This window comes from Candidatus Ozemobacteraceae bacterium (assembly GCA_035373905.1).
Taxonomy (GTDB): Bacteria; Muiribacteriota; Ozemobacteria; order Ozemobacterales; family Ozemobacteraceae; genus MWAR01.
Genome location: DAOSOK010000035.1, coordinates 1 through 24,735 on the forward strand (window position 1 = coordinate 1; position 24,735 = coordinate 24,735).

The following is a 24,735-nucleotide window of genomic DNA, read 5'->3' on the forward strand; positions in this document are numbered from 1 at the left end:
CTTGCCGACCAGGTCGGCGCCGACGTCCGCGGCCTTGGTGAAGATGCCGCCGCCGACGCGGGCGAACAGCGCCTGGGAGCTCGCGCCCATGCCGAAGGTCAGCATGATCGTGGTGATCTCGATGTAGTCATGCACGACGAAGATCGACATCCAGGAGTCTTTCAGGCTGTCCTTGATCGACATGACGTAGTTCAGGATCTTCCACCAGATCGAGATGTCGAGGAGGCCGAGACCGACGACCACGAAGCCCATGACGGCGCCGCTGCGGAACGCGACGGTCAGGCCTTGGTTCAGCGACTTTGCCGCAGCGGCGGTGGTTCTGCTGCTGGCGTTCGTCGCGGTCTTCATGCCGAGGTAGCCCGATAGGCCGCTGAAGAAGCCGCCGGTCAGGAAGGCGATCGGCGTCCAGGGGCTCTGCACCTTCAGAACGAAGGCCAGGAACGCGAAAAAGGCGAACGCCACGACGAAGAACATGGCGACGATCCGGTACTGCTGCCACAGGTAGGACATGGCGCCTTCGCGAACGTAACCGGCGATTTCCTGCGACCGCTCGGACCCTGAATCAGACGCCATCATCTGCGAATAGAAAATGTAGGCGAACGTCAGGGCCAGAACCGCTCCGACAGGAGCAAACCAGAACAACAATTGGATGTCCACAGAACCTCCTCAGATATTCCCCGGATTCGGGGAGATGCGTTTACCCTCTGATCACGAAAGCAAAGAATTATCCCAAAGCTATCGATACTTGTCAATTTTCCCGTGTCGGAGGTAGCATCCCGTACCATGCCGCTATCGACAGAAATCAAGCCCGCGTCGTTTCTTCGCGATGCCGTGATGGCCGGCGTCATGCTCGCTCTCGCCCTGGCGCTGCAGAACCTGCGGCTTCCCAACCTTGTGACCGGGGCCCTAGTCAATGCCATTTTCACCGTGACCCTGTCGGTTGCCGGCCTCAGGAGCGCCCTGCTGCTCGCGGGACTGACCCCCGTCGGGGCGTTCCTCACCGGTCATCTTCCCCCGCCCCTGATCCTCTTGATGCCCGTCATCATTCCTGGAAATATTGTGTATGTTATAATTACAGGAATGCTGCGGAGGCGAACGCTCGCGGGAGAGGCCGTCTGCGCCGCCGCCGCGAAGGCTCTCTTCATCGGGGTGGGGGGGGGGCTCCTGGCCCGCTGGACGGCCATGCCGCACGAAACGCAGGCCCTTCTCTGGGGAATCGTCGGGATCCAGTTCTTCACGGCCGTCGCCGGAACGCTTCTCGGGGAAGTCGTCGTCTCGCGCGTGACCCGCGAAAATCAGCCGGCCTGATCGCTGGCGTCTTCCTTCCGGTGATCGCCGCGCGCCTCGATGGCGAGTTCCTCGATCCGTCCGGTCACGGCGTAGGAAAGGCTGAAGGCGACGAACAGGGCGATGAGAAGGAACGCCAGTCCGAGGCAGAAGTTCAGGATCAGCAGCTTGCGGATATTCTCGAACTCGCGCTGCAGAGGAAATCCGAGCCTGATCGAGCCGAAACGTTCCTCGCCGATGATAATGGGAACGGCCGCTTCGTAGATCTGCTCTCCGCGATACAGGGCGCGTCGCATCATCAGGTCCGTCGCCGTCAGGCTCTCGAAACTCCACTTGTCGTTCAGATACTTGCCGTTGAGGCCGCTGTCGGTTCCGGCGATGATCTTGCCCGTTTTCGACGTGATGACGCAGTACCGCAGAAGGCCCATGCCGGCGTATTCCCTGAGGGCGAACTCGATGCCCTGGAAGTTGTTCCGCGCGAGCTGTTCGGCCATGCCGACCGCGATGACCTTGCCGAGCATCCGTCCTTCGCCTTTCGCTCGCTCCAGGCCTGCGTCCCACTCGACCCGGGTGATGATGTAGATGCTCAGCAGCATCAACAGGATGATCAGCAGACCGAAGGCCGCCGCAAGCTTCTGACGGATTTCCCGGGCTTCGGTCTGCATCTGGATCGCGGATTGTCCGTTATTCTCCACTGTCGATCGCCTCTTCGAGGATGTCGTAGTCGGAAGGATTCGGCGTTTTCACCTGGAAAAGCCCCGCCAGCGGCTCGGTTGCCAGAACCGTCTCCCCGTATCGGCGAAACTCGGCGAGGAAAGCCGGCAGGATCGCCGGTTGCGACGCGGCGGCGGCAATGTACACCCCGCCCGGGATCGGCTTCGAGGCGTGAATGATTTTCAACTTTTGCCGCCGCTCCTCATCGAGCTCTTCGTAAAACGTGTTCGACAGGACGATGACGTCGAATTCGTCGCTGAGCAGCCCCAGCGTCGAATTCGTCAGATTGTCGTTGTAGCTGATCTGACGGAAGAACAGGCTGGGATCCTCGACCCCGGCAGCCTTCAGCTCCTGCAGGGGAACGAAGTATCCGCTCATCGAGTCTTTCGCCCGGAAGCAGATGCGCGTATCCCGAAGGTCCGCGATGGAAGATGCGACGCTGTTGGCACGAACGACGAACAGCGACGTCTTCGGCGTCGCCCCGGCCCGCTCGAAGACCGCGGTGATCGGGTATTGCCTGCGGAGCTTGGCGTAGGCCACGGCCGAGATCGAGCCCATCACCGCTTTGCCCGTCAGCACCCGCTGAATGACGTCGGATGCGTCGGATCCGATGTCCAGCTTTGCCTGGGACGCGAGGCGCGAGGCGATTTTCTGGAGCCGGGGCCCGACCAGGACGAAGAACCGGAACAGATCTCCCTGCGGAATCGTGAAACAGACCGGAATTTCCCGGCGGTTCCCGATCGCGGCGTTCGAAAACACCTCGTTCTGGGTGTTCGACAGGTTGGAAAAAACTTCGTCAAGCCCCTGGGGAGTGGTGAAAAAGATGAAATCCTTCCAGAGAATGCCGCTCATGGCGAGAACACCCGCCAGCAGCAGCAGGAGGATTCCCGAAAAAATCGAATTGCGCTTCGATGTGCTCATAGCCCGATGTCGCCACTATACCATGAACGACAACGCCCCCCGCAACCGGGCAACGCAAAAACCCGTCCGACGGCATCCCGAAAAAACGCAGGGGCGGGTTCGAAACCCGCCCCGCGACGCGCATGCGATGAAAATATATCTGTTGTTATATGAGCAAAAACGTCAGTTCCCGTGCAGGGTGTTGAAGGAATCCTGCGCGTCGAGATTCTTCTCGATGCTCAGGAACGCCTCGGTGCCGGCCGAGTTCTTCTTGAAGCTGTCGCGCAGCTGCGGGTTGTCCCGAAGCAGGTTCGTGATCGACGTTTCGGTGCTTTCGACGAACATCATCAGCGAGTCGTCCGAGGCGGCCCGCAGTCTCCGGTCGGCCGACCGAAGATCGGACATCATCGCGTTGAGGCGCGCGGCGGGGGTCGAAGCGGCGGGCGAGAGGATCCATTTCACGGTGTTGCGCGCCAGCACGTCGTGCTGGAACTTCGGGTTGGTGAATCCGTTGTGGAGCTTATCGCGGGGATCGCCGGTGCCGTCGTCGTAGGGCGAGCTGTCACCCATCGCGACGACCCGGCCGCCCTTCGTGCCGACGATGGCGGTCGCTATGAATGCTCCGCCGCCGTTCTTCGCGCTGAAGAAAATGTGGCCTTCGGCGCTGCCGCTGAGGCAGCGGACGGAGGTGCCGCCCCACGTGCCGACGGCCCTGACGCCTTGGGTGAGCGGGGTCTTGCGATACTCGCCGCCCGCCGGCGCTTCGGTGAAATACCGGATCTCGAGCTCGAGGCCGAGCTTGGGAAGGAACCGGTTCAGCACGCCGACCGAGTCGATGCCGTCGCCGTTCCGGTCGGAGTTGTTATGGTCGCCGATGGCGTAGAGGGCGCCGCCGTTGTTCACGAAATCGACGATCGCCTTTTCCTCGGTCGGGGTGTAGGCCGAATTGGGCTCGGGGAGCACGATGACGGAGGCCCCGCGCAGGACGTCGGGAGTGAGCGCCTTGACGCTCTTCACGGTGCAGCCGGCGCTCTTGAAGGTGTCGGCGAAATCGGAAAAGCCTCCATCGATGGTCCAGTCGGCATTGCCGGCGGTCTGGGCATGGCCTTCGTCGAACAGCACCAGCGGCCCGGCGAGCGCGGAAGAGGTGATGCCGGCGGCCAGCACGAGGCTCAGAAGCGTTCTCAATCGTGTCGGGATGATCATACTCGTTCCTTTTCTACGTTTTCCCATCAAAGCCGTGCGATCGGTGTCGAAAAAGGGTGAAAACGGCAGAGAACCATACTCACATACACTGAAATTATACGTGTTCTCCGTCGGAACTGTCAAATTCCGAGTCCCGCCGGAAGGGTACGCTGCCGGAAACCCCTTCGCGATGGAATTTTCCCTGCTCCCCGTCTTCATCTGATATACTTTTGAAAGTTCAGCGACTCCATGGCGGTCGAGTGCCGCCTTGATAAACGAAGGGACGTCACCATGGTTCTCCACGACAGACGCGGAATCGTCGGATTCATGCTCACCGTGGCTCTCGGCGTCGCGATCGGCGCCGCAACGCTCGTCGTCGGTACCGAAGTTGCCAAGGGCGTGAAGGAGAAGTTGTCGAAAGACGGCAAGACGACGAAGGGCGCGATGTCCGATCCCGTCGTCGCCGGGGCCTGGGATTCCTACCAGAAGGCGAAAAAGGCGTATGACGAGGCCGTCGCGGCGAAGAAATCCGACGTCCGGCAGCTGAAGGAGGAAATGGACCGCCGCCGCGAAACCTGGAAGCAGGCCGTGCTCGAGCGCACCGGCAAAACCGGCGACAGCCCGTCGACCGGTTCCCGGAAAAATCCCTTCACCGGCGGAAACGTGCAGGTCGAACCGACTGGGGGCTCGAAGGGCAAAGCCGAGGCCCTGCCGACGGCTCCCGCGATGAACCAGACGTCGGGAGGCTCTTCCTCCGGCACCGCTTCGGACAAGGTCAGCCTCCAGTATTACACGGTCAAGGCGGGCGACTCGCTGTCCGCCATCTGCCAGCGCTATTACGGCGACAAGGGCATGTGGACCCACATCCTGCAATATCAGATTCCCAGCATCGCCGCGACGCCGAACCTGATTTTCCCCGGCCAGATCATTGCCCTGCCGCGCAATCTCACGACATCCTCCACGAACCCCTCCGCCACCCGCACGACGGGAACGACGACTCCGCCGGCATCGACGGGGAAATACCCGATCGAGCCCGCGGGCGACGAGTCATGGGATGACACCTTCCAGAAGGACTACGTGATCTCGGATCATACGCTGACCGACACAAACACGATGACGGTGGCCCAGATCCAGAGCTTCCTCGATGCGAAGGGCTCCTGCCTGGCCAAGCCCTACAACGGATCGACGCCCGCGCAGATGATCTATAACGCCGCGAAGAAATACGGCATCAACCCGCAAGTGCTGCTGACCCGTCTCCAGTGCGAACAGGGCCTGATTTCGAAAAAGACGGCCACCCAGAAAGAGCTCGACTGGGCCCTCGGCGTCGGCTGTTACGACTCGGGCAACTGGAACCAGAACTACAAGGGGTTCGACAAGCAGATCGAAGGCGCGGCCCAGACCTATCGCCGCCATTACGACAAGGCCAAAGCCGAGCTCGCCAAAGGCGAAAAGGTCTCCATGACCATCGACGGCGAATCTGTCACCATGAAGAACGCCGCGACCTACGCGTTCTACAAATACTGCCCGCATTTTCAGGGAAACAAGCTGTTCTTCGACGTCTGGCGCGGATACAAAAAATACTGGCCCTGACCGTTCGCGTATCCTGTCGATCCCTGCGAAATGAAAGCCAACCGTTCGCCCTGAGCTTGTCGAAGAGCGCGAGGCCTTTCGTGCTCGACCAGGCTCAGCACGAATGAATGTGACGAATTCAGGCAGACTCTGAGACCGCGAGCCGCTCCTCGTCGATGATCTGCGACAGGATTTTTCCGTCCCGGGAAAGCGCGTTCGGATCCGTTCCGGTCAGCAGGGCTGCCGCATACCGGCCGACCGAGGCATACCGGTTCGTGCCGATCTTTGCCGCCGAGGCGGGAAGAGTCTCCGGAAACCGCGACGTTTTGTCGGGATTCCGGAAAAACTGGAGGCGCCCGATGACTTCCGGCGGCTTGACGGGCGCAGGCGCCGGTGGTGTGAAAAGATGCCGTGCCAGGGGCTGGACCCCCGCCGATTCGCACCAGCCGGGATAATACTCGATGCGGTTGGCGCAGCAGCTGACCGAGAGCAGGACCGCCCGCTTGTCCTCCGTCAGGGCGATCGTGAAGCGGAGCAGGGTTCCCTTGCGGTTCAGCATGGGGGCGAAGGCCGTGAGGATGTTCTCCACGCCGGCTTTGTAGGCCTGGGGAAGCCTGAGGGGAAACATGCGCCAGGACCAGCGCGCCGACAGCGTTCGGTCGAGGCCGACCTGGGTCATCAGCGTCAGACCGCTTCCGGCGACGCTCACTTCGATCAGCGCCCGGGGTTCGATCCACTCCTCGACGAGAACCGGACCGGCTTCGAACGCCTGGATTTTTTCGTAGAACCCTGTCAGTTCCCTGAACCCCTCCATGCGGAAGATGCCGGCGCCGTTCGATGCGTTCCGGCAGCTTTTCAGAGCCAGCGGGAACTTTTGCCGCCGGACGATCCAAGCGCTGAGCTGATCGAACGTGGCGGCCGCCGCGCCTTCGGGAGTCGGCAGGTTTTTCGACCGCGTGAAGGCGCGGAGGCTCGACCGGTCGGTCAGGCAGGCGAGCAGGTCGCCGCCCAGGGAAAGCCAGGGGGAGCCTGGCTCGCCCGTTTCCCGGTCGTCGAGCAGGAGCGTTTCCTCGCCGTCGTCTCCCATGGCCGCCTGCATGACGGGGAGAAAAGGATCATCGCCTGTGAAGTGCGCCATCAGCCTCTATATCGGGCGAAGGGGCGGATGTACAAAGGGGTGTTGACGGAAAAGAGGGATTCTGCGTACCCTGAGGCGGTTTGAATATAATCACGAAAGGGAGAGAGACGCATGACTCTGATCCGACCCGACATCCACTGGGTGGGCGCCATCGAATGGGGCCTCGAGCATTTTCACGGCCACGAACTGTCGATCCGCAAGGGCTCCAGCTACAACGCCTACCTGATCAGGGACGAAAAGACCGTCCTGATCGACTCGGTGAAATACACGCATGCCAATGCCTTCATCGCCGACGTCGAGAAGATCGTTCCGATAGATAAAATTGACTATATCATCGTGAACCACGCCGAACCCGATCATGGAAGCGCGCTTCCGATCCTGCTCGCGAAGAATCCGAACGCCACCGTCGTCTGCAGCAAGGGCGGCGAGATCTCGATCAAACGGTTCTATCCGGGCAACTGGAACCTGAAGGTCGTCAAGACCGGCGAGACCCTGAATATCGGAAAGCGCAGTCTGAAGTTCTTCGAGGCACAGATGCTCCACTGGCCCGACTCGATGTTCACCTACTGCCCCGAGGAGAAGATCCTCTTCCCGAACGACGCGTTCGGCCAGCATTACGCCCATTCGTCGCGGTTCGCCGACGAGGCCGACCAATGCTCGCTCTGGCAGGAGGCGGAAAAGTATTTCGCCAACATCCTCACGCCGTATTCCGGCCAGATCACCCGCAAGGTGAACGAATTCCTCGCCCTGAACTGGCCGATCGAGATGATCTGCCCGAGTCATGGCCTGATCTGGCGGAAGGATCCGGTCCAGATCGTGAAAAAATACATGGAGTGGTCGTCAGGCAACTGCGAAAAATCCGCCATCGTATTGTATGACTCGATATGGAAAAACACCGAGAAGATGGCTCTGGCGGTCTGCGAAGGTCTCGCGCAGGAAGGCGTCACCTATCGGCTCTTCTCGGCCGGCGTATCCGACTTCAACGACGTCATGACAGAGATTCTTCGGTCGAAAGCTCTGATCGTCGGCTCGCCGACCTTGAACAACGGGCTGATGCCGACGATCATGCCGCACCTCGAGATGATCCGGGGCCTCCGGTTCCAGAAAAAGCTGTGCGCCGCGTTCGGCACCTACGGCTGGAGCGGCGAAGCCGTGAAGCGGATCGAGGAAATTCTCGGCGGCGCCGGATTCACGGTCGCCGCGCCGGCGGTCCGCGCCCAGTTCGCCCCGCACGCGGCCGAGCTCGATGCCTGCCGCGCGCTCGGCCGGGAAATCGCCGCGAAGATCAAGGCCGCCGGCTGATCGCGAACGCCTCTCTCGCAGGCGGCCGTCTCCGACGGCCGCCTGTCCGGCGTCCGGCGATCATATATCGGATCGTATGTGCGGCCGTGCTCATCGCTGCGCTCGCCTCGGCGGAAACGTGGCATGGCCCGTTTCCGACGGTCCCGCAGCCGCCCGTGCGGGCCGTCGCCGTGGCGGACAGCCTGGACCTCGGCGACGGCCGCTTCATCGTCCGCGAGTATCTCGACGTTCATAACGACGATTTCCGCCTGCCCCTCGTCGTGAGCAACGTGACGGCCGACACCTGGACCGGCCACCGACTCGACGCGGCCGGCGAGAAATGGCTGGAGAACGACGAGCCGCTCGTGATTCCTCCCGGCCAGGCGCGCAGGTGCGCCGAACGCCAGCGCCAGGTTGCCGGCAGGCACGTCCGCAACTGGCGGGTGCGCTGGATCCGGTTTCGGATCGAGACAGACCGCGGCGAATTCCTCTCGAACTTCGTCTCGTCCCCTCAGCGTCCGTCCTGCGCCGTCGAAGAAATCAGGCTGCAGCCGAGAATCGATTCCCTCTCCGCGCCGGCAAAAACACAGCCGCAGCCGTCTCCCCGAGAAAAGCCGGTCAGCGGATTCGGTGGACGCTGAACTCTCGGTAGGGGGCCGAGACCTCGAAGCCCAGCTTGCGGTAGCAGGCGACGGCGGCGTGGTTGTCGGCCGCGACGTTCAGACCGACGTAATCGACCTTTCGCATGAGCGAAAGGCAGAGTTCGCGGGTGACGGCCGTGGCCAGACCCTGCTTGCGATGGGATGACGCGGTGGTGATGTTGCCGAGGGCCGCGACCTTGAGAACGGGCGAATAGACATGGATTCCCGCGATGCTCACGAGGCGTCCTTCCTCGCGGATACCGAAATACTCACGGGTTTCCAGCATGCGCGGGTCGAACCAGTTGCCCGGATAGCTTTCGCGATACAACTGGAGGATTTCGGGGAGGTGCTCGGGGCCCAACCGCTCCGAGCGCGGAGGAGAGGTGTCCAGGAGCTTCGTCGGGTAGTTCAGGCTCATCTTCAGATGGTCTCCGTGAGGCTCGAGCTGGAACGCCCCGTCGAACGCGGCTTCGACGCCGGGTGAGACGTGGGCGTAGAACCACCCGGGAAGCAGATCGGAGATGTCCCGGAGAAGCGTGACGAGCGGAGGAACGTCGCCGAGGGCAAGCAGGGTGGGCTGTGACTGGCCGAGATACAGCAGGCAGATGGCCGACAGAGGGGGCGCCTTCGCATCCGCGAACCAGATCGTGCGCGGCCAGAAAAAATCGTCCAGGTCGCCGAGCTCGTAGAGGTGCAGCTCCGTCTTCCGGCGCAGGAATCCTTCGATCACCGCTTTGTCGTGAAGACTGTAATAATTCGACGCCATATCGCCCCTCCTTCGATGAACCGTGAATCGCGTCAATGGTATACTGAAACCCGATGATCGATCAGCATAACCATACCCGATTTTCATCGGACGGGACAGCCCACCCGGAAACCATGCTCGAAGCCGCGGGGGCGGTCGGTATCCGCTATCTCGCCATCACGGATCACGCCGATTTCGCTCCCTCCGACCCCTGTATCGATCCCGCCGCGTATCTGCCCGCTCTCGAGCGATATCGCGACAACCCATGGGGCATCCGCCTCGGCATCGGCGTCGAGCTCGGGATTCAGGTCTGCCATGCGCCGCAGGTGGCCGCGTTTCTCCGGGGCCGGAACTTCGACTTCGTGATCGCCTCGATGCACCGCGCCTGCGGGCTCGACATCGCCGACGGCTCGTTTCACCGCGGTCGAAGTGTCGAAACGGCCTGGAGCGATTTTCTCGACGATACGCTCGCGAGCATGAACGCGTGCCCCGATTTCGACACGCTCGGCCATTTCGACATCCTTTCCCGATACGACGCCACGCGCGGCACGGCGCCGTCCGAAGCCCATGCGGAAAAACTCGATGCGGTGCTGGCCTGGCTGATCGCGCACGGCAAATGCCTCGAGCTCAACACCTCGGCGAGGCGATACGAGGTGGGCCACATGCACCCCTCGGAGAAGATTCTGAAACGGTACGTCGAACTTGGCGGAACGCGGGTGACGATCGGCTCGGACGCCCATCGTCCAAACAGCGTCGGAACGGGCGTCTTCGAGATGCTCCGGCTCCTGCGAGACAGCGGAATCGAGACGCTTCCGTTTTTCCTGCAACGTCGGGCGACGATGATTCCTATCGGGAAACTCATGGATGAAGCCGGTCGAGACGGCCGGCGCCGGGAAGGAGCGGACTCATGACATCGGGCGTGTGCAGCGGGCCCCATCCGCCGGACTTTCTCGCGGGCCGGTCGATCTTCGACCTGACCATGCCGACACCGCCCGAGGAGCCGAAGATCGATGGATACCGGTTCCCGGCCCTGATCGACCTGCATATCCACGGCGGGTTCGGCTGGGATTTCAGTTTCGGCGATCCCGACCGCATCGACGCTATGCTCGACGCGTTCATTCCCACGGGCCTGACCGGCGTCGTCGCGACGCTGATCACGTGTTCCGAGGAACAGCGGATGAAAGCGCTCGCCGACATCGCGACCGTCGCGGCCAGCCGGAAAAAGCCGCCTGCAATCCTGGGAATCTACCTCGAAGGCCCATTTCTCTCGCCCGCCCGCCGCGGCTCGCATCCGGAAAGCCTTTTGATGAAACCGGACATCGACGCCGTGCGTCGATGGCAGCGACAGGCATGCGGGCTGATCCGGCTCGTGACGATCGCCCCCGAACTGCCCGGCGCGGCCGAGCTGATCTCGGAGCTGCCCCGGCACGGCATTCGCGCGGCGCTCGGCCACACCGACGCCGACCACCGGACGGCGCTCTGGGCTCTCGAGGCGGGCGTCGACCACGTCACGCACCTGTTCAACGCGATGAAACCCTTCACCCATCGCGATCCATCGCCCGTATCGGCGGTGTTCACCTATCGCGACGTCATGGCCGAGTTGATCGCAGACGGGATTCACGTGTCGCCCGATATCGTCGCCATGACCAGCAGTATTCTCGGCCCCGAACGCCTCGTCTTCGTCTCCGACGGCGTCTGCCCGCTCGGACTCCCGAACGGGGAATACGACGCCTACGGCACGCGCCTGGAGATTCGGGACGGCCGCTGCACCTACGTCGGCGGCCATCTGTTCGGCGGCGGAAGGAGCCTCGTCGACTGCATTCCCGTCCTGTACGAGAAGGCGCACCTCCCGCTCGACGAGATCGCCGACGGCGTCGGAGCAAACCCCTGCCGCGTGCTTCGCACCGATCTGCCGTCCGGCGACGTCATCCTGGATCGGAATCTCCGGTGGATGGCGACCCGTTTCAACGACGCCTGGTACTGGAACCCGGACGATTCATAGGAATACCCCCCGGAAAAGATCGTTTGCATGAGGAAAACATGAGTGGAAGATATATATTCATAATGATATATCTATTGATCTCTTTTAGTTCGGCGATTCCCGCCGTCGCCGAGGTCGCCACCTTGGCCGAAGAAGTCGAGACGGCGGGCGGTTGCGCATCGGATACGCCGTGGTACCGGACCTGGAACGTCGCTTCTTTCACCGACGAATGGGGGACGCAGACGGCCTCGGCATCGACGATGTCCCGGTGGGGCGAGCGGATCGCCTCGTGGGCGCTTCCCGTGAAGGACGGAATCGCCTCGGGAGCCGGCGGGATTCAGGACTGGGCGAGCCGTACCTGGACGGACCTCGGAGAAAGCGTTCGGAACGGGCGTTGTCGGGAGTGCGGCGCGCCGACCCTGCTGGGCCGTGACCGCTGCTTCCATTGCATGCAGAAGGAAAAATCCGATCAGTTCGTGAATTGGATCGACCGAAGCGGCCAGTCGGCCCGGGAGATGCTGAAGGGGTTGCGCGACCCGAAACTGACCGCGCCCGTCATCGAGCGACTCGTTCAGGCGCGAGACTATTTCCGGAGCCGCCAGAAACGGGACCCGGCCATGGAGCGCGAAGGGCATCGCCAGATGATCGAGATGCTCGGCCGGATGCGGCTCGCGAACGACGGGCGCACGATCAACGAGATCGCGAGAGACGCCTTGAAGACGTATGCGCCGGCCCTCGAAGGGACGGATTACATCGAAGACCCGGCCCGGGCCATCTCGTATTTTCTCATCCTCGACGCGAAAGGATTTCTCGAAAAGGTGAAATGCATCCGGCTGAAGGACGGCCGGATCCTCACCCCCATCGAAGCCTATCAGGAGTATACGCAGACCGACCCTGCGAAGGCGAAGGACATGCTTGAGATCATCGAGGACATCCGCCAGCTCTCGAGCCCCCTCGAATCCGACGAGAACCGCATTCCCGCGGCTCTTGACGCTCTCGCCCGCCTTCTGCGCCTCACGACGCAATGATCCGGAAGAGGAGGAGTGGATAAATGAATATCATTAGATATATTGCGGCGCTCGTTCTCGTTCTCTGCTCGCTGATCGCGCAGGCCCAGGAGCCTGCCGGGGACGGCATCGATCCGAAACGGCAGAAGACCCGGCGGGGATTGACGTGGGTGCTGAAAAAGAAGGACGGCGATCTGTCGTGCGTCGGCATCCACGATGCGTCCAACGCCTACAAGGGCGATACGCCCTGTACTGCTTCTCTCCCCATTCTCGCCATCAAGCGCAAGAAGCTGCCCAAACCCGAGAAGCTGACGATCGAAAGCGAGTATTACCAATGGTCGGGCGGCGTGATCGCCCTGACGAAGCCCGTTGAGGGAACGAGGCTGACGTCTCTCGAGGAAGCCATTCGGATCATCCAGGCCCAGCTCGGGCCGGGCTGGGAAATGGCCGAGTTCCACGACGGCTGGGGCTGGAACTTCTGGGCCTACGGCGACATTCCGCCCGATCAGCATTTCTGGGTCTTCATCAACGACAAACCCGCCAACCCCTGGAACTCAGAGCCGGAATAACCTCTCTCCTCATCCCAGGCGCGTGTCGGGCGCATCGTGGTACGTCCGGGAGCCCCCCTGCGACTCGGGGCTCCTATGATGAGGCGATCGGGGGAGGGGAGGCTTCTCGAAGAAACCGGGCGCTGGTTTCCGGGATGCTCGGGTTCACATACATCCCCGTGCCGAGCTCGAAACCGGCGGCTTTGCCGACGCGCGGAATGATCGATATATACCAGTGAAAATAGGTGGCGCCGGCGTCCTTCACGGCGAGAGATCGGACGACGAAGTTGAACGACGGGTTGTTGAGCGACGTGTAGATCTTGCCGAGGATCGTCTGGAGGATCTGCGTGAGCGGCCGCAGATGGGCGTCTTCGAGGGTCGCGAAACAGGCCGCGTGCGCTTTCGGAAAGATCCAGATGTGAAAGGGGGAGAGGGCTGCGAAGGGAATGAAGGCGGTGAATACGTCATTTTCCTCGACCATGCGCGAGCCGGCGCGCTGCTCCTCGGCGATCATGCGGCAGACCAGACAGTCGCCGTTCGCCATCTGGTAATGCAGGGCCGCGTCGGCCCGCTCGTGGACCTGGCCGGGAACGATCGGCAGACCGACCACCTGCGAGTGCGGGTGCTGGAGCGACGCGCCGGATTCGTCGCCGTGGTTCTTGAACAGGATCACGTGGCGGATCCTCGGGTCGGCGTAAAAGGCCCGGAAGCGTTCCCGATACGTCCAGATCAGCTTTTCCGCGTGCTCGGGCGGGAACAGGGCCAAGGGCCGGTTGTGCAGCGGCGTCTCGATGATCACCTCGTGAAGGCCGACGCCGCTCACGGTCTCTCCCAGCGGCTCGTTGCGCGGGGCGACCTCTCCGACCGGCGACAGCACGGAAAACTTGTTCGGCACCGACCGAACCAGCCAGTTCCCGTCGTCGGAACACAGCCTGAACCGCTCTTCCGTCGTCAGGTGCTCGTTGCCCCGGCAGAACGGGCACGACTCCTGATAGGCCGGGATCTCCGCCTGCTGTTTCGGCTTCGCCAGATCGCCCGGCCGCTTCGCCCGCTCGGGGGCGATCACCGCCCACTCCCCCGTCAACAGATTATGCCGAATCTCCGACATGCGCCTGCTCCTCTCAAACGTGCATACGCTCTTTTTTCAAGCTCATTTCTCCGTGTTGCGATGGAGGGGCGGGGTTCAAACCCGCACCTGTGCCCTATTTTACATAACTATACTACCACGGGCAGGGTGGGGCAAATGCAGAACCTCTGTTTTGCCGGGCACTTGGAGTTTTGGCATGCGGAAGGGATTTCGGGTATACTGGGGTCAGAGATAAGCCGTCGTTGCGGGCGGTTATTGTGTGAGAAGGGTTTTTCAGACGGGTTTCACCCACCGGCCGGCGCTGAAATCGTTCATGCGTCCATGCGCCGTTGGCTGGGGCGTCGGGATGTTCGCCTGAAAATCCGCATCTGGTCGGGAGGATCGTATGTGGGAAAAATTGACGCAGGCCATCGAACACGGGGATGTCGAGGCTGTCCGGATGTATCTTACGCAGGATCCGGAGTGCGCCAAAAAGCGCAATTATCACGATGAGAGCCTGCTTCATTTTGCCGCGAACGTCGGCTCGTTCGAGATCGCTGTCGAACTGCTTCGGCGAGGAGCCAGAGCCGATGTTCCCGACGAGTTCGGCTGGACGCCCCTGCACCAGGCCTGCGCGCGCGGGGACGTCGATATCGTGAAGCTGTTCATCGATTCCGGCGCCAATATCGAGGGAATTTCCAAGAAGCATGAAACGCCCCTGCACCTGGCGGCGCACGACGGCAAAGAGGACGTCGTCAAACTCCTGCTGGAAGCCGGAGCGAACCGGGAAGCTCGAAACGAACATGGCGAAACCCCCCTCCACATGGCGGCCGCCGACGGCCACACGGCGATCATGCGGCTGCTCATCGAGGCGAAAGCCGATGTGAATGCGAAAACCCTTGCCGGAGAAACCCCGCTGCACCTGGCCGCCCGGGAAGGCGATATCGAAGTTGCCGACCTGTGCCTGGCCCATGGAGCCAACCCGGAAATCGAAGACAATCAGGGCAACAATTTCCTCGAAATCGCGGTTCGGGCGGGAAAACGTGATTTTCTCGAGCATTTTTCGGGGCTCGAACTCCACGGCCCCGAATCCCGGGACCCATCACCCCAGGCCGGGAAAGACGTTCGGCGGACGACGGCCATGCCGGCGGTCGATCTCCGGGATGCACGACGGTGCCAGGGAGGCCGTTCGCAGCCTGTCAAGCCCGAGGCCTACAAAAAGCCCGAGGCGAACCTGGAAGACCATGTCTGGACGAAGCTGGTCCAGGCGATCGAGCGCAACGATCTCGAGGCCGTGCAGCTGCTGCTGTCCCAGGAGCCCGACTCGGCCCTGAGACACAATTATCATCACGAGACCCTTCTGCATTTTGCGGCCGGCATCGGCTCGCTCGGGATCGTAAACGCGTTCCTCGAACATGGCGCGAAAGCCGATGCGCCCGACGATTACGGCTGGACGCCCTTGCACGAGGCCTGTGCCCAAGGCCATGCCGAGATCGTGGCGCGCTTCATCGCGACGCATGCCAATCTCGAAGCGGTTTCCAAAAAGCATGAGACGGCATTGCATCTGGCGGCCAGACATGAGGTGGAACCCGTCGTGAAGCTTCTCCTGGAAGCCGGTGCGAATCTCGAGGCGCGGAACGACCGCGGCGAAACCCCTCTCCATGCGGCGACCGCGATCGGGAACAGGTCGATCATGCAGCTGCTCCTCGAAGCGGGCGCCGACGTGAACGCGAGAAACCTCGCCGGAGAGACCCCGTTGCACCTCGCCGCCCAGGACGGCGACGTCGATGTGGCAGACCTGTGTCTGAGCTTCGGCGCGAACCCGAAAGAAGAGGACAAACAGGGAAAAAACTTCATTCAGGTCGCGATCCGGGCCGGAAAACGGCCGTTTCTCGAGCATTTCGCGAACCTCGATCTGAAGGGCTATGAACCCCAGCCGGGGACAGCTGCGCCGACGGCCGAAGCAGCTGACGGGCAGCAGCACAGGATCGCCAGATCCCGGAACATCAGGCCCAGCATCATCATGAAGGTCCAGGACGTCGTCGCCGGTATGATGGATCCGAAACGGGGAATGCTGAACGTGTTTTTTCTCGGTTCGGAAAAGCCGGACAGCTGGTTTCTGCTCGAACTGCTCGACACGCTGCTCTGGTTCTTCGTTTTTCCCCTCCTGATCTTCGTCATCTGGATGGGCTTCCATCAGAAGATCATCCCCGGTTTGGTGACGTTCTCCGGCGCAGGCCAGGCCGAATCACTGATGCTCCTGCTTCAGACGGCTCTGAACACCCTGATCGTGCTCGTCGCAACGTCGCTTCTCGTCGAGACGGGCAAGGACTCGGTGCCCCTGCCGCATTACCTGCATTACCTGCGAGAGAACGTGCGCATCCGGGTCATCCAGTTTGCCGTGATCGATGCGTTCATCATCAGCCGGATAACGGTGAACGATCTCTTCTGGCAGGCGTTTTTCCCGTTCTGGGCCGGTTTCATGGCCCTCTACGGCGTTTCCTTCCTGGCCTGGTGGGCGGAGACGGGCGGAACGGCGCCCGCTCAGAAGCCTCGCCACAACGGACTGCACAAGTCCGCCTGACGCGAAAACCGATACTGCTTCGGCGTTGCTCCGCCTATCTCGTGACGGACAGATGGGAGAGCCCGATCTCGAGCAGGACGGCGTTGATGACCGCCAAATCGTCGTCGAAGCCGAACGGGTCGTCGAGATCGTTCGCCGCGTCCTCGTTCTCGACGAAATACCGTATCGCGCCGACGAGGAGCGCGCGCTGCGTCTCCGAAAGCGAACCGTACGCGTTGAGGGCCGTGTCGAGGGCCTCCGTCATCCGCCTGATCAGCGGAAGGTTCAGCGGGGCCGGGCCCAGGTGACGTTCGGCGCTTTGCAGGTGCAGTCGCATCGCCTCGCGAAGTTCCTCCAGATGTTCCTCGGGAACGGGCTGTGCCAGCTTTGCAAGCAGCTCCCGGCATTTTTTCGGCACCATTGCCGGGATCGCCGCTGAAATGGGATTGTCGTTCGGGGTCATGATCGCTCTCCTCGTCAGAATTTCGGCCGCTTATCGCCCTGCCGGCGGCCTGCTCTGCCCGTTCGAACGGTGCGTGCCACCGGCATCTCGATCCCCGGCTGGATGACCGTGATGTCGCAGGGATATGTATCGATATTTTGTTCACGCCGCTTCGCCGCCGTATCCGATACGACCGGCACGGGTTCCCAGGCTGAATCCGCTTTCGTCGCGGGAGTCTCGGCGGGCCCGAGCGAGCCGAGGAACTCCCCGGTCATCTCGACGAGCTCGTCGCCCTCTTCCCCGGAAAGTTGCAGCAGCACGGCCTGCGGGTCGGCCGGGTTCAGCGCGATTCTCCGGTAGAACATCGCGTTCGCGTTCAGCAGGGCGCCGATATCCGGGCGCCTGGCCGGGTCGAACTCGAATCGCAGGCGGTTCAGCACGCGGGACACCTTGCGGACGCCTGCCTGGCCGGCGAGAAGCCGCAGACGCGTGACGGCGAACAGCCGCCTGCCTTCGACCGGCAGTTCGCCGAACCGATCCGTGACCTCTTCGCGCAACAGTTCCAGCAGGCCGAGATCCGCGCATCGCGCCAGCCGGGCATACATTTCGATGCGCGTTTCCTCGTCGGGGATGTAATGGGCGGGGAACAATGCCGAAACGGGAATCTCGATCGAAACTTCGGGCGCACGCACGATTCCGCCGCCCCGCAGACGCGTGACGGCCTCCTCGAGCAACTCGATGTATAAGGCGAAGCCGACCGCCGCGATGTGGCCGCTCTGCTCCTCGCCGAGCACGTTGCCGGCGCCGCGGATCTGCAGGTCGCGCATCGCGATCCGGAACCCCGACCCGAGCGCCGTGTGCTCCTCGATCGTGGCCAGCCGCTCGGCGGCTTCCTGCGTCAGCCGTTTCCCCTTCGAGTAGAAGAAGAACGCGAACGCCTGGCGGCTCGACCGGCCGACGCGGCCGCGTAACTGGTACATCTGGGAAAGGCCCAGCCGCTCGGATTCGTCGACGATCAGCGTGTTCGCGTTCGGGATATCGAGGCCCGACTCGACGATCGTCGAGGCGAGAAGCACGTCGAACTCACCCCTGATGAAGGCGAGCATCGTCCGCTCGACCTCCTCCTCGGCCATCTGGCCGTGCGCGACGCCGACCCGCGCCTCGGGGACGAGATCTCGCAGAAATGCGGCTTTTCTATCTATAGTTTCAACTCTATTATAAACGTAGAACACCTGGCCGCCGCGCTTCAGTTCCTCGATGATCGCCCGTTTCGCCCAGGTCGGGTCGAACGGGGCCACGTAGGTCTGCACCGGACGCCGTTGCTCGGGCGGGGTATCGATGACGCTGATCTGGCGGATGCCCGACAGCGCCATCTGAAGCGTGCGCGGAATCGGCGTCGCGGCGAGAGTCAGCACGTCGATGCTCGACTTGAACTGTTTGAGCTTCTCCTTGTGTTTGACCCCGAACCGCTGTTCCTCGTCGACGATCAGCAGGCCGAGATCCTTGAACCGCACGTCCGACGACAGGATACGATGCGTGCCGATCAGCACGTCGAGCTTGCCGCTCGAGGCTTTCTTCAGGGTCTCCTTCTGGTCGGCTGGCTTGCGGAGCCTGCACACGAGGTCGACCGAGACGGGGAAGCCGTCGAATCGGTTCAGAAACGTCTGGTGGTGCTGAAACGCGAGCAGGGTGGTAGGGGCGAGGACGGCGACCTGCTTGCCGGCGCACACGGCCTTGAATGCGGCCCGCATCGCCACTTCCGTCTTGCCGTAGCCGACGTCGCCGCAGATCAGCCGGTCCATCGGCGTATCCGCCTCCATGTCGTTTTTGACCGACACGATCGCCTTGTCCTGGTCGGGGGTTTCGGTGTGGGGGAATCGCTCCTCCATCTGCATCTGCAGCTCGCCGTCGGGCGGGAATGCGAAGCCGGGGCCGGCGTGGCGCTTCGCATACAGGTCGAGCAGCTCGCGTGCGATCAGTTCGACGTTTTTCTGCACCCGTCGCTTCTGGCCTTCCCAGACCTTCGAGTTCAGGCTGTGGACCGCGGGTCGCGCGCCTTCCATGCCGATGTATTTCTGGACCTTGTGGACCTGGTCCGTCGGCACGTACAGCTTGTCGGAGCCGGCATACTGCAGAAGCAGGTATTCGCGCGTCGTGCCGGCCGCCGTCATCGTCTGGATGCCGCGATACTCGGCGATGCCGTGTTCGGAATGAACCACCAGGTCGCCCGGAACGAGCTGGGAAATGAACGCCTGCGCCTTGTCGGCCGTCGCGTGCCGCCTGACCGACGGTTTGGCCTGGTTCGGGTAGATGTCGTCCTCGCCGAGCACGATCACCTTTTCGGCGCGGGCCATGAAGCCGCGCCTGCCGGGGCCTTCGAGCAGGACGATCTTCCCGTAGGCCAGCTGCCAGGGAAAGCGAGGGTTGATGAGCGGCAGCTTCCGCTCGCCGAGCAGACCGCGCAGATTGTGATACCGCTCGGAGTCGGCGATGACGATCGCGACCGCCCAGTTCTCTCGGACGAGCTTCTGAAGTTCTTTCAACAGGGATTCGCGCGTCGGGTCCGCGGCGGGCGGCAGGGGCTCGACGTCGAAGGCGAGGCCGGCCGGATCCGGCTGGCGGAACCGGCTGAACGCCGCCGCATGTCTCGCCTTGAGCGACTCGAGAACCGGCCCGACGTCGTGGTAATACGCGTCCGGCGGCAGGAGCGGCACCAGATCGCGCGCTGCCGAATACCGGATTCGCTGGTCGGAGATGAAGATTTCGAGCTCCTCGGCGAACTGGTCGTGGTTCTCGATCAGCAGGCGGGCGGTGGGCCAGGCGTCCCAGAGGAACGAATGTCCGGGTGCGAGGAAGGGGGCCAGTTCCCGGATGTCGCGGCTGTCGGGGCGGCCCGTGAACCGCTCGAGGCGCCGATGCAGCAGTTCTGCTTTCGTGGCGTCGAGACCGGCGATCGCCGACTCGACGGCGGCTGCCGCGGAACGGAGCGTCTCCTCTTCGAGCGGGTGTTCGAGAGCCGGCGTGAGCACGGCTCGTCCGATCTTTTCGAGCGTGCGCTGGGTGTCGGGCGAGAAGCTTTTCACGGTTTCGAGCTCGTCCCCGAAGAAATCAAGCCGCACCGGCAGTTCGGCATGCGGCGAGAAGACGTCGACGATGCCGCCGCGAACAGCGAACTGGCCCGGCTCGTTCACGAGGTTCGACCGCTCGTACCCGAGCCTGGTGAGTTTCGCAGCCAGTTCGCCCGGCTTCGCGACATCGCCGACCGCGAGGCGTATCGTCGCATCGCGCCAGGCGCGCGGGCTCATGAACCGCTCGGCCGCGGCGCAGACAGGGGCGATGACGAGGCCTCCGCCCGCCGTTTCCATGGCGAACGCGGCCAGACGCCCGCGGGTGACCTCGGCTTCGGCGGCGGTCTGGTCGTAGACGGACGCCCGATCCGGCAGGAACGTCGCGACGCGCCCGCCCCGCGAACCGAGCCAGGTTCGGGTTTCCTGGGCGAGCCGCACGGCGCGCTCGGGGGTGGGAACGAGGACGAGCGTGACCCGCGCCTGGTGGGCTAGCCAGGCGAGCAGCATCGGGGCCAGGGTGCCGGATAGGCCGGTGAACGGCCCGTCGGGGCATCGCTCCAGCCCCGCGAAAAGCGCGAGCACCGGACGTCCTTCGCCGGTCGTTACGTTCTCAGAGAGTGTCGTCATGCCATTCGTCGCGCGCCGCCTGCGCTGATTGGAAGAAGGTTTGCACCTGCCCTGACGGGTGTGTATAATACCGGTGCAGAGCATACGTCATGCTTCGCCGGGCCGTCAAGAAGCCGCTCCCGGCCGTGCCGCCGGGGCATGCCGAATAGCAGGGAAAGGAACCGCCGTGAAACGCACGCCGACCGATCTGAACGCACATCTGCTGACGAACCTGGTCCTCGTCGGGGTTCTGCTGATATCCGTCTGGCGCGGTCAGGCGCCGTTCGACACCGTCATCCGCCTGCCGAGCCTTCTGTTCGTCCTCGTCATCATCAACACGGTTCTCCTGTTCCGCGACTCCCTCTTCGGCGTCGAATTCGGCGAGCGCTCGGCCCGCAGAGCCGGACGCCGGGCAGGTCATGGATCGAAAGACGAGATCGCGACGCTGCGGAACATCCTTCAGACACGAACGGTTGACCGCGACGCCTCCCTTCCCGCCGACGCTCTCGGGGGCCTCCTCGGCGTCTCAGGCCAGGCCGGCATGTGCCTGTACATGCTCGATGAAGGCGGTGCCTTCACGCAGCTCGCCGCGTGCGGAACCCTCTCGCCCCAACTCACGGCGGCCCGGTTCGCCCTGCAGAACGGCGAGTTGCGGCTCCTCCATCCGGCCGGCCTGGGCGACGAAATGCTCTGCCGCTGGGAAACCGCGCCGCGTTGCTTCCGCCACGCCTCCGCGGTCACCATGCTCGCCGTCGAGGTGATGCCGCTTTCCTTCTACGGCAACCAGCGCGCCCTCCTCGTAGCCCTCCCGGGCGACGGCGGAAGAACGATCGAGCACCATATCGACCCGGAATCGGCCGCCCTGTTCCTCGAAAGCGCGCTCGCACGCTGGCAGGCTTCCATCCGGGCCTCCGAGGGCCGGGCGCTCGACGCCCAGACGGGCCTCCAACGGGCCGAGTGGTTCAAGGAGTCGTTCGAGATCGAAGTCGAGCGCTCCGAGCGGTATCACCAGAACCTCACGCTCATGCTCCTCGACCTGGCGCCGTGCGACGACCTGCCGGCCGCCCAGCGCGACGCCCTGCGCATCGCCGTCTCGACGGCCCTGCGCGACTCGCTGCGACGACTCGACCAGGCCTTCGTCGGCAGCCGCCCCAACCGGTTCGCGGCCATCCTGACCGAGACGAACATCGAGGTCGCGAACCGCGTGACCGAGCGCGTGCGCCAGGCGTTCGCCGCCGGCACCGCGACGCTTCGCGGCCTGAACCCCCGCCTCGCCGTCGGAATCGCCACCTACCCGGTCGATGCGACCCACGGCGACGGGCTTCGCGAGATGGCTGAGGAGGCCCTGAACGAAGCCGTCAGAACCGGAAAGCCCGTTGTGGCATACGGTGAAATATATATGAACGCCGGAGCGAACCCACCCCATCCAGGAGAAAAGAAATGAGCGGCTCTCACCTCGTACAGATCCGGTTCCAGCTCAACGGCAGAAACGCCGAGGCCGAGGTGGAACCGGCCACGACCCTGCTGGAACTCCTCCGCCGGACCTTCCGGCTCACCGCGGCGAAGGAAGGCTGCGGGAAGGGCGAGTGCGGCGCCTGCACGGTGCTCCTCAACGGCGAGCCCGTCAACAGCTGCCTCAAGCTCGCGGCGACTCTCCGCCCGGAAGACCGCGTGGAAACCCTCGAAGGGCTCGAAACAGATCCCCTCATGACGACCGTCCAGCAGGCCTACGTCGACGCCGGGGCCGTCCAGTGCGGCTTCTGCATCCCGGGGATGGTCATGTCCTCCTACTCGCTGCTCAAGCGGGTTCCCCAGCCGATCGAACACCAGATCAAGGAGGCCCTGTCCGGCAACATCTGCCGATGCACCGGTTACCGGAAGATCGTCGCGGCCGTCAGGCAGGCCGGAAACATCGCCCCGATCGGGGCGAAGGGAGGCAGACCATGAATGCCGCATCATCCCCCATCCGTTACCATCGACCCGCTGACGCCGCCGCCGCATCCGCGCTGCTCGCGGAAAACGCCGGCGCTCTCGTCGTCGCCGGCGGCACCGACCTCATCGTGAAATGGAAAAATGGGCTCCTGCCCGGTCTGACCGACCTGGTCGATCTCGGCGCTCTCAGCCTCAACCGGATCTCCGCCGAAGGCGGAAAACTCCGCATCGGAAGCAGCTGCACGATGGAACAGATCCGGAACAACCCGCTCGTGCTCGGGCGCTTTCCGACGCTGGTCTCGGCCGTCGGCCAGATCGGCGCGCTCCAGATCCGCCACGCGGCGACGCTCGGCGGCAACGTGGCGAACGCCTCGCCGGCCGGCGACTCGATTCCCGCGCTGATGGTGCTCGAAGCGGCGGTGGTGCTCGGCGGCCCGAACGGTCGTCGTACCGTCGCGATCGGCGACTTTTTCACCGGGCCCGGGAAAACCGTCATGCAGAAGGGCGAGTTCATCGAGGCGTTCGAACTGCCCGACCGCGTCACGAAAGGCTGCTTCCTCAAGCTCGGCGAGCGCCTCGCCCATGCGATTTCCAAGGTGTCCCTCGCCCTCGCGACCTGGGACGGGCCCGGCGGAAAACGCACCGTCCGTATCGCCATGGGCGCCGTGGCCCCAAAGGTCATCCGGGCGACGGCCGCGGAGCAACTGCTCGAATCGCAGGCCTGGCCGCTTCCGGCCGAACTTCTCGACAAGGCCGCCCAGGCCGCGTCCGACGCCGCGACCCCGATCGACGACATCCGGTCGGTGAAGGGATACCGCAAGAAGATGGCGGGCGTTCTGCTGGCGAAAGCGGTTCGTGGTATAGAATGAAATATCTGTCAATCCTGCTCCATCTGTACCAGCCGCCGACGCAGATCGGCTTCGTGGTCGACGACATCTGCCGGGAGTGCTACGAGCCGCTGGTCGACATCTTCACCTGCGAACTGAAGCCGCGCTTCACGCTGAACATCAACTATAGCCTCACCGAACAGCTCGAGGCGCGCGGTCACACGCACATCCTCGACTCGATCCGCTCGGCGGGCGAGCACGGAAACCTCGAGTTCGTCGACTCGGGCGCCTACCACCCGATCTTCCCTTTGATCCCCGAAGACGAGGTAAAGCGCCAACTTCGCATCAACAAAGAGGGAAACGCCCGCGTGTTCGGCCCCTCCTACGCGCCGAAGGGCGTCTTCCCGCCCGAAATGTGCTTCTCGGGCAACGTCGCCCAGTTGTTCGGCGAGATGGGATACGACTGGTGCATCACCGACGATCTGCCGTATTCCCACTACAATGGAACGCCGCCCTACTGCTCGATCCCTTCCATGCACGGGGTGAAAGTGTTTCTTCGAAGCAACAAATGGTCGAACGAACTGTCGTTCCACACCTGGAAAGGCTCCGAATTCATCCGCCAGATCAAGGAGCGGATGCATGAGTGGTTCGGCGATCAGGATGGATATATCATACTAGCTATGGACGGCGAGACGTTCGGGCATCACCACAAGTATTACGAGGAAAAATTCCTGCGAAGCCTGCTGTATGCCCTGGTGAACGATCCCGAAATGAAACTCGTCTCCATCAGCGAGCTGGCGGCGAAGTTTCCGGCGTTCCCCGCCTTCGTGCCGCCCTCGACCTGGTCGGCCTCGGACACCGACATGTGCAACGACGACCCGTATCCGCTCTGGCACAGCAAGTTCAACCCCATTCACCATAACCAGTGGCTGCTCACGAACCACGTCATGGCTTGCGCAAAAAAAGTCGCCGGCGTCGATTCCCTCTCGCGGGAACTCCTCGACAAGGCGCTCTACAGTTGTCAATACTGGTGGGCATCCGCCTGGAACTTCGACGCGTCGCAGGTGTTCCGAGGAGCATACCTGCTGCTCGATACGCTCGAACAGGCGGTGCGCGTGAGCGGTGACCGGGAGGCGCTGCGGATCGGCCGCGACCTGTACAACAACCTCGTGTTCTCCCTTGCGGAGCGTGCCAGACAGCAAAAATGACGGCGGGAAGGAAAAGAGGAAGACCGA

The 24,735-nt window shown here is 63.1% G+C and carries 22 protein-coding genes; 13 read left to right on the forward strand and 9 right to left on the reverse strand.

Annotation, left to right across the window (positions count from 1 at the left end; all coding sequences use genetic code 11):
* Nucleotides 1-657, reverse strand: a 657-nt coding sequence (locus PLU72_15765) for a sodium/proton-translocating pyrophosphatase (protein ID HOT29632.1), incomplete at its 3' end; no start/stop codon positions are given.
* A gap of 126 nt (nucleotides 658-783) precedes the next feature.
* On the opposite strand from PLU72_15765, the gene PLU72_15770 reads away from it, so the two are divergent.
* On the forward strand, nucleotides 784-1,308 hold the full coding sequence (locus PLU72_15770) for a hypothetical protein (protein HOT29633.1): 525 nt from the start codon (nucleotides 784-786) through the stop codon (nucleotides 1,306-1,308).
* Here PLU72_15770 and PLU72_15775 read toward each other — a convergent pair.
* From PLU72_15775 to PLU72_15785, 3 genes are all read right to left on the reverse strand, one after another.
* Nucleotides 1,296-1,982 (reverse strand): hypothetical protein, encoded by a 687-nt coding sequence (locus PLU72_15775; GenBank protein ID HOT29634.1) that lies wholly within the window; start codon nucleotides 1,980-1,982, stop codon nucleotides 1,296-1,298. The genes PLU72_15770 and PLU72_15775 overlap by 13 nt on opposite strands.
* Nucleotides 1,972-2,922 carry a PhnD/SsuA/transferrin family substrate-binding protein gene (locus PLU72_15780; protein HOT29635.1) on the reverse strand — a complete coding sequence of 317 codons (951 nt, stop codon included), beginning with the start codon at nucleotides 2,920-2,922 and terminating at the stop codon, nucleotides 1,972-1,974. The genes PLU72_15775 and PLU72_15780 overlap by 11 nt, the downstream gene beginning before the upstream one ends.
* 162 nt (nucleotides 2,923-3,084) lie before the next feature.
* Nucleotides 3,085-4,107, reverse strand: a complete 1,023-nt coding sequence (locus PLU72_15785; GenBank protein HOT29636.1) for a hypothetical protein — start codon at nucleotides 4,105-4,107, stop codon at nucleotides 3,085-3,087.
* 270 nt (nucleotides 4,108-4,377) lie between these two features.
* Between PLU72_15785 and PLU72_15790 the strand changes: the two genes are divergently transcribed.
* Complete coding sequence (locus PLU72_15790) at nucleotides 4,378-5,676, forward strand: LysM peptidoglycan-binding domain-containing protein (protein HOT29637.1); 1,299 nt, start codon at nucleotides 4,378-4,380, stop codon at nucleotides 5,674-5,676.
* Nucleotides 5,677-5,794: 118 nt separating this feature from the next.
* On the opposite strand, the gene PLU72_15795 is transcribed toward PLU72_15790, so the two are convergent.
* Nucleotides 5,795-6,793 carry a hypothetical protein gene (locus tag PLU72_15795; GenBank protein ID HOT29638.1) on the reverse strand — a complete coding sequence of 333 codons (999 nt, stop codon included), beginning with the start codon at nucleotides 6,791-6,793 and terminating at the stop codon, nucleotides 5,795-5,797.
* A gap of 111 nt (nucleotides 6,794-6,904) precedes the next feature.
* On the opposite strand from PLU72_15795, the gene PLU72_15800 reads away from it, so the two are divergent.
* Together PLU72_15800 and PLU72_15805 are read left to right on the forward strand one after the other, a co-directional pair.
* Nucleotides 6,905-8,095 (forward strand): flavodoxin domain-containing protein, encoded by a 1,191-nt coding sequence (locus PLU72_15800; protein ID HOT29639.1) that lies wholly within the window; start codon nucleotides 6,905-6,907, stop codon nucleotides 8,093-8,095.
* An 86-nt stretch (nucleotides 8,096-8,181) separates the two neighbouring features.
* The gene (locus PLU72_15805; GenBank protein ID HOT29640.1) at nucleotides 8,182-8,715 is read left to right on the forward strand and encodes a hypothetical protein; all 534 of its coding nucleotides are present in this window, start codon (nucleotides 8,182-8,184) and stop codon (nucleotides 8,713-8,715) included.
* Here the strand turns inward: PLU72_15805 and PLU72_15810 are convergent.
* Nucleotides 8,693-9,481, reverse strand: coding sequence for a GNAT family N-acetyltransferase (locus PLU72_15810; protein HOT29641.1), 789 nt, complete (start codon nucleotides 9,479-9,481; stop codon nucleotides 8,693-8,695). The genes PLU72_15805 and PLU72_15810 overlap by 23 nt on opposite strands.
* A gap of 53 nt (nucleotides 9,482-9,534) precedes the next feature.
* Here PLU72_15810 and PLU72_15815 point away from each other — a divergent pair, with 53 nt between their 5' ends.
* The 4 genes from PLU72_15815 to PLU72_15830 all read left to right on the forward strand — a co-directional run bounded on the left by PLU72_15815 (nucleotide 9,535) and on the right by PLU72_15830 (nucleotide 13,017).
* The gene (locus PLU72_15815; GenBank protein ID HOT29642.1) at nucleotides 9,535-10,371 is read left to right on the forward strand and encodes a histidinol-phosphatase HisJ family protein; all 837 of its coding nucleotides are present in this window, start codon (nucleotides 9,535-9,537) and stop codon (nucleotides 10,369-10,371) included.
* Nucleotides 10,368-11,462 carry an amidohydrolase family protein gene (locus PLU72_15820; protein ID HOT29643.1) on the forward strand — a complete coding sequence of 365 codons (1,095 nt, stop codon included), beginning with the start codon at nucleotides 10,368-10,370 and terminating at the stop codon, nucleotides 11,460-11,462. Before PLU72_15815 ends, PLU72_15820 begins: the two co-directional genes overlap by 4 nt.
* 62 nt (nucleotides 11,463-11,524) lie before the next feature.
* Complete coding sequence (locus tag PLU72_15825; protein ID HOT29644.1) at nucleotides 11,525-12,469, forward strand: hypothetical protein; 945 nt, start codon at nucleotides 11,525-11,527, stop codon at nucleotides 12,467-12,469.
* 23 nt (nucleotides 12,470-12,492) lie between these two features.
* Nucleotides 12,493-13,017: a flagellar hook-length control protein gene (locus PLU72_15830; GenBank protein HOT29645.1), complete on the forward strand. Its 525-nt coding sequence runs from the start codon at nucleotides 12,493-12,495 to the stop codon at nucleotides 13,015-13,017.
* Between the two features lie 73 nt (nucleotides 13,018-13,090).
* On the opposite strand, the gene PLU72_15835 is transcribed toward PLU72_15830, so the two are convergent.
* On the reverse strand, nucleotides 13,091-14,104 hold the full coding sequence (locus PLU72_15835) for a DUF4931 domain-containing protein (GenBank protein ID HOT29646.1): 1,014 nt from the start codon (nucleotides 14,102-14,104) through the stop codon (nucleotides 13,091-13,093).
* A 364-nt stretch (nucleotides 14,105-14,468) separates the two neighbouring features.
* Here PLU72_15835 and PLU72_15840 point away from each other — a divergent pair, with 364 nt between their 5' ends.
* Nucleotides 14,469-16,646, forward strand: coding sequence for an ankyrin repeat domain-containing protein (locus tag PLU72_15840; GenBank protein HOT29647.1), 2,178 nt, complete (start codon nucleotides 14,469-14,471; stop codon nucleotides 16,644-16,646).
* Between the two features lie 34 nt (nucleotides 16,647-16,680).
* On the opposite strand, the gene PLU72_15845 is transcribed toward PLU72_15840, so the two are convergent.
* Both PLU72_15845 and mfd read right to left on the reverse strand, forming a co-directional pair.
* Entirely contained in the window at nucleotides 16,681-17,088 is a 408-nt protein-coding gene (locus tag PLU72_15845; protein HOT29648.1) for a hypothetical protein, read from the reverse strand.
* Between the two features lie 14 nt (nucleotides 17,089-17,102).
* On the reverse strand, nucleotides 17,103-20,762 hold the full coding sequence (gene mfd, locus PLU72_15850) for a transcription-repair coupling factor (protein HOT29649.1): 3,660 nt from the start codon (nucleotides 20,760-20,762) through the stop codon (nucleotides 17,103-17,105).
* 166 nt (nucleotides 20,763-20,928) lie between these two features.
* On the opposite strand from mfd, the gene PLU72_15855 reads away from it, so the two are divergent.
* From PLU72_15855 to PLU72_15870, 4 genes are read left to right on the forward strand one after another with little or no spacing between them, the layout of a single operon-like run.
* On the forward strand, nucleotides 20,929-22,185 hold the full coding sequence (locus PLU72_15855; GenBank protein HOT29650.1) for a diguanylate cyclase: 1,257 nt from the start codon (nucleotides 20,929-20,931) through the stop codon (nucleotides 22,183-22,185).
* A complete protein-coding gene (locus PLU72_15860) occupies nucleotides 22,182-22,688 on the forward strand; it encodes a (2Fe-2S)-binding protein (protein HOT29651.1) in 507 nt (168 codons plus the stop codon). Before PLU72_15855 ends, PLU72_15860 begins: the two co-directional genes overlap by 4 nt.
* Nucleotides 22,685-23,542 (forward strand): xanthine dehydrogenase family protein subunit M, encoded by an 858-nt coding sequence (locus PLU72_15865; GenBank protein ID HOT29652.1) that lies wholly within the window; start codon nucleotides 22,685-22,687, stop codon nucleotides 23,540-23,542. The genes PLU72_15860 and PLU72_15865 overlap by 4 nt, the downstream gene beginning before the upstream one ends.
* Nucleotides 23,539-24,708: a hypothetical protein gene (locus PLU72_15870; protein ID HOT29653.1), complete on the forward strand. Its 1,170-nt coding sequence runs from the start codon at nucleotides 23,539-23,541 to the stop codon at nucleotides 24,706-24,708. Before PLU72_15865 ends, PLU72_15870 begins: the two co-directional genes overlap by 4 nt.
* Nucleotides 24,709-24,735: the final 27 nt, after the last annotated feature.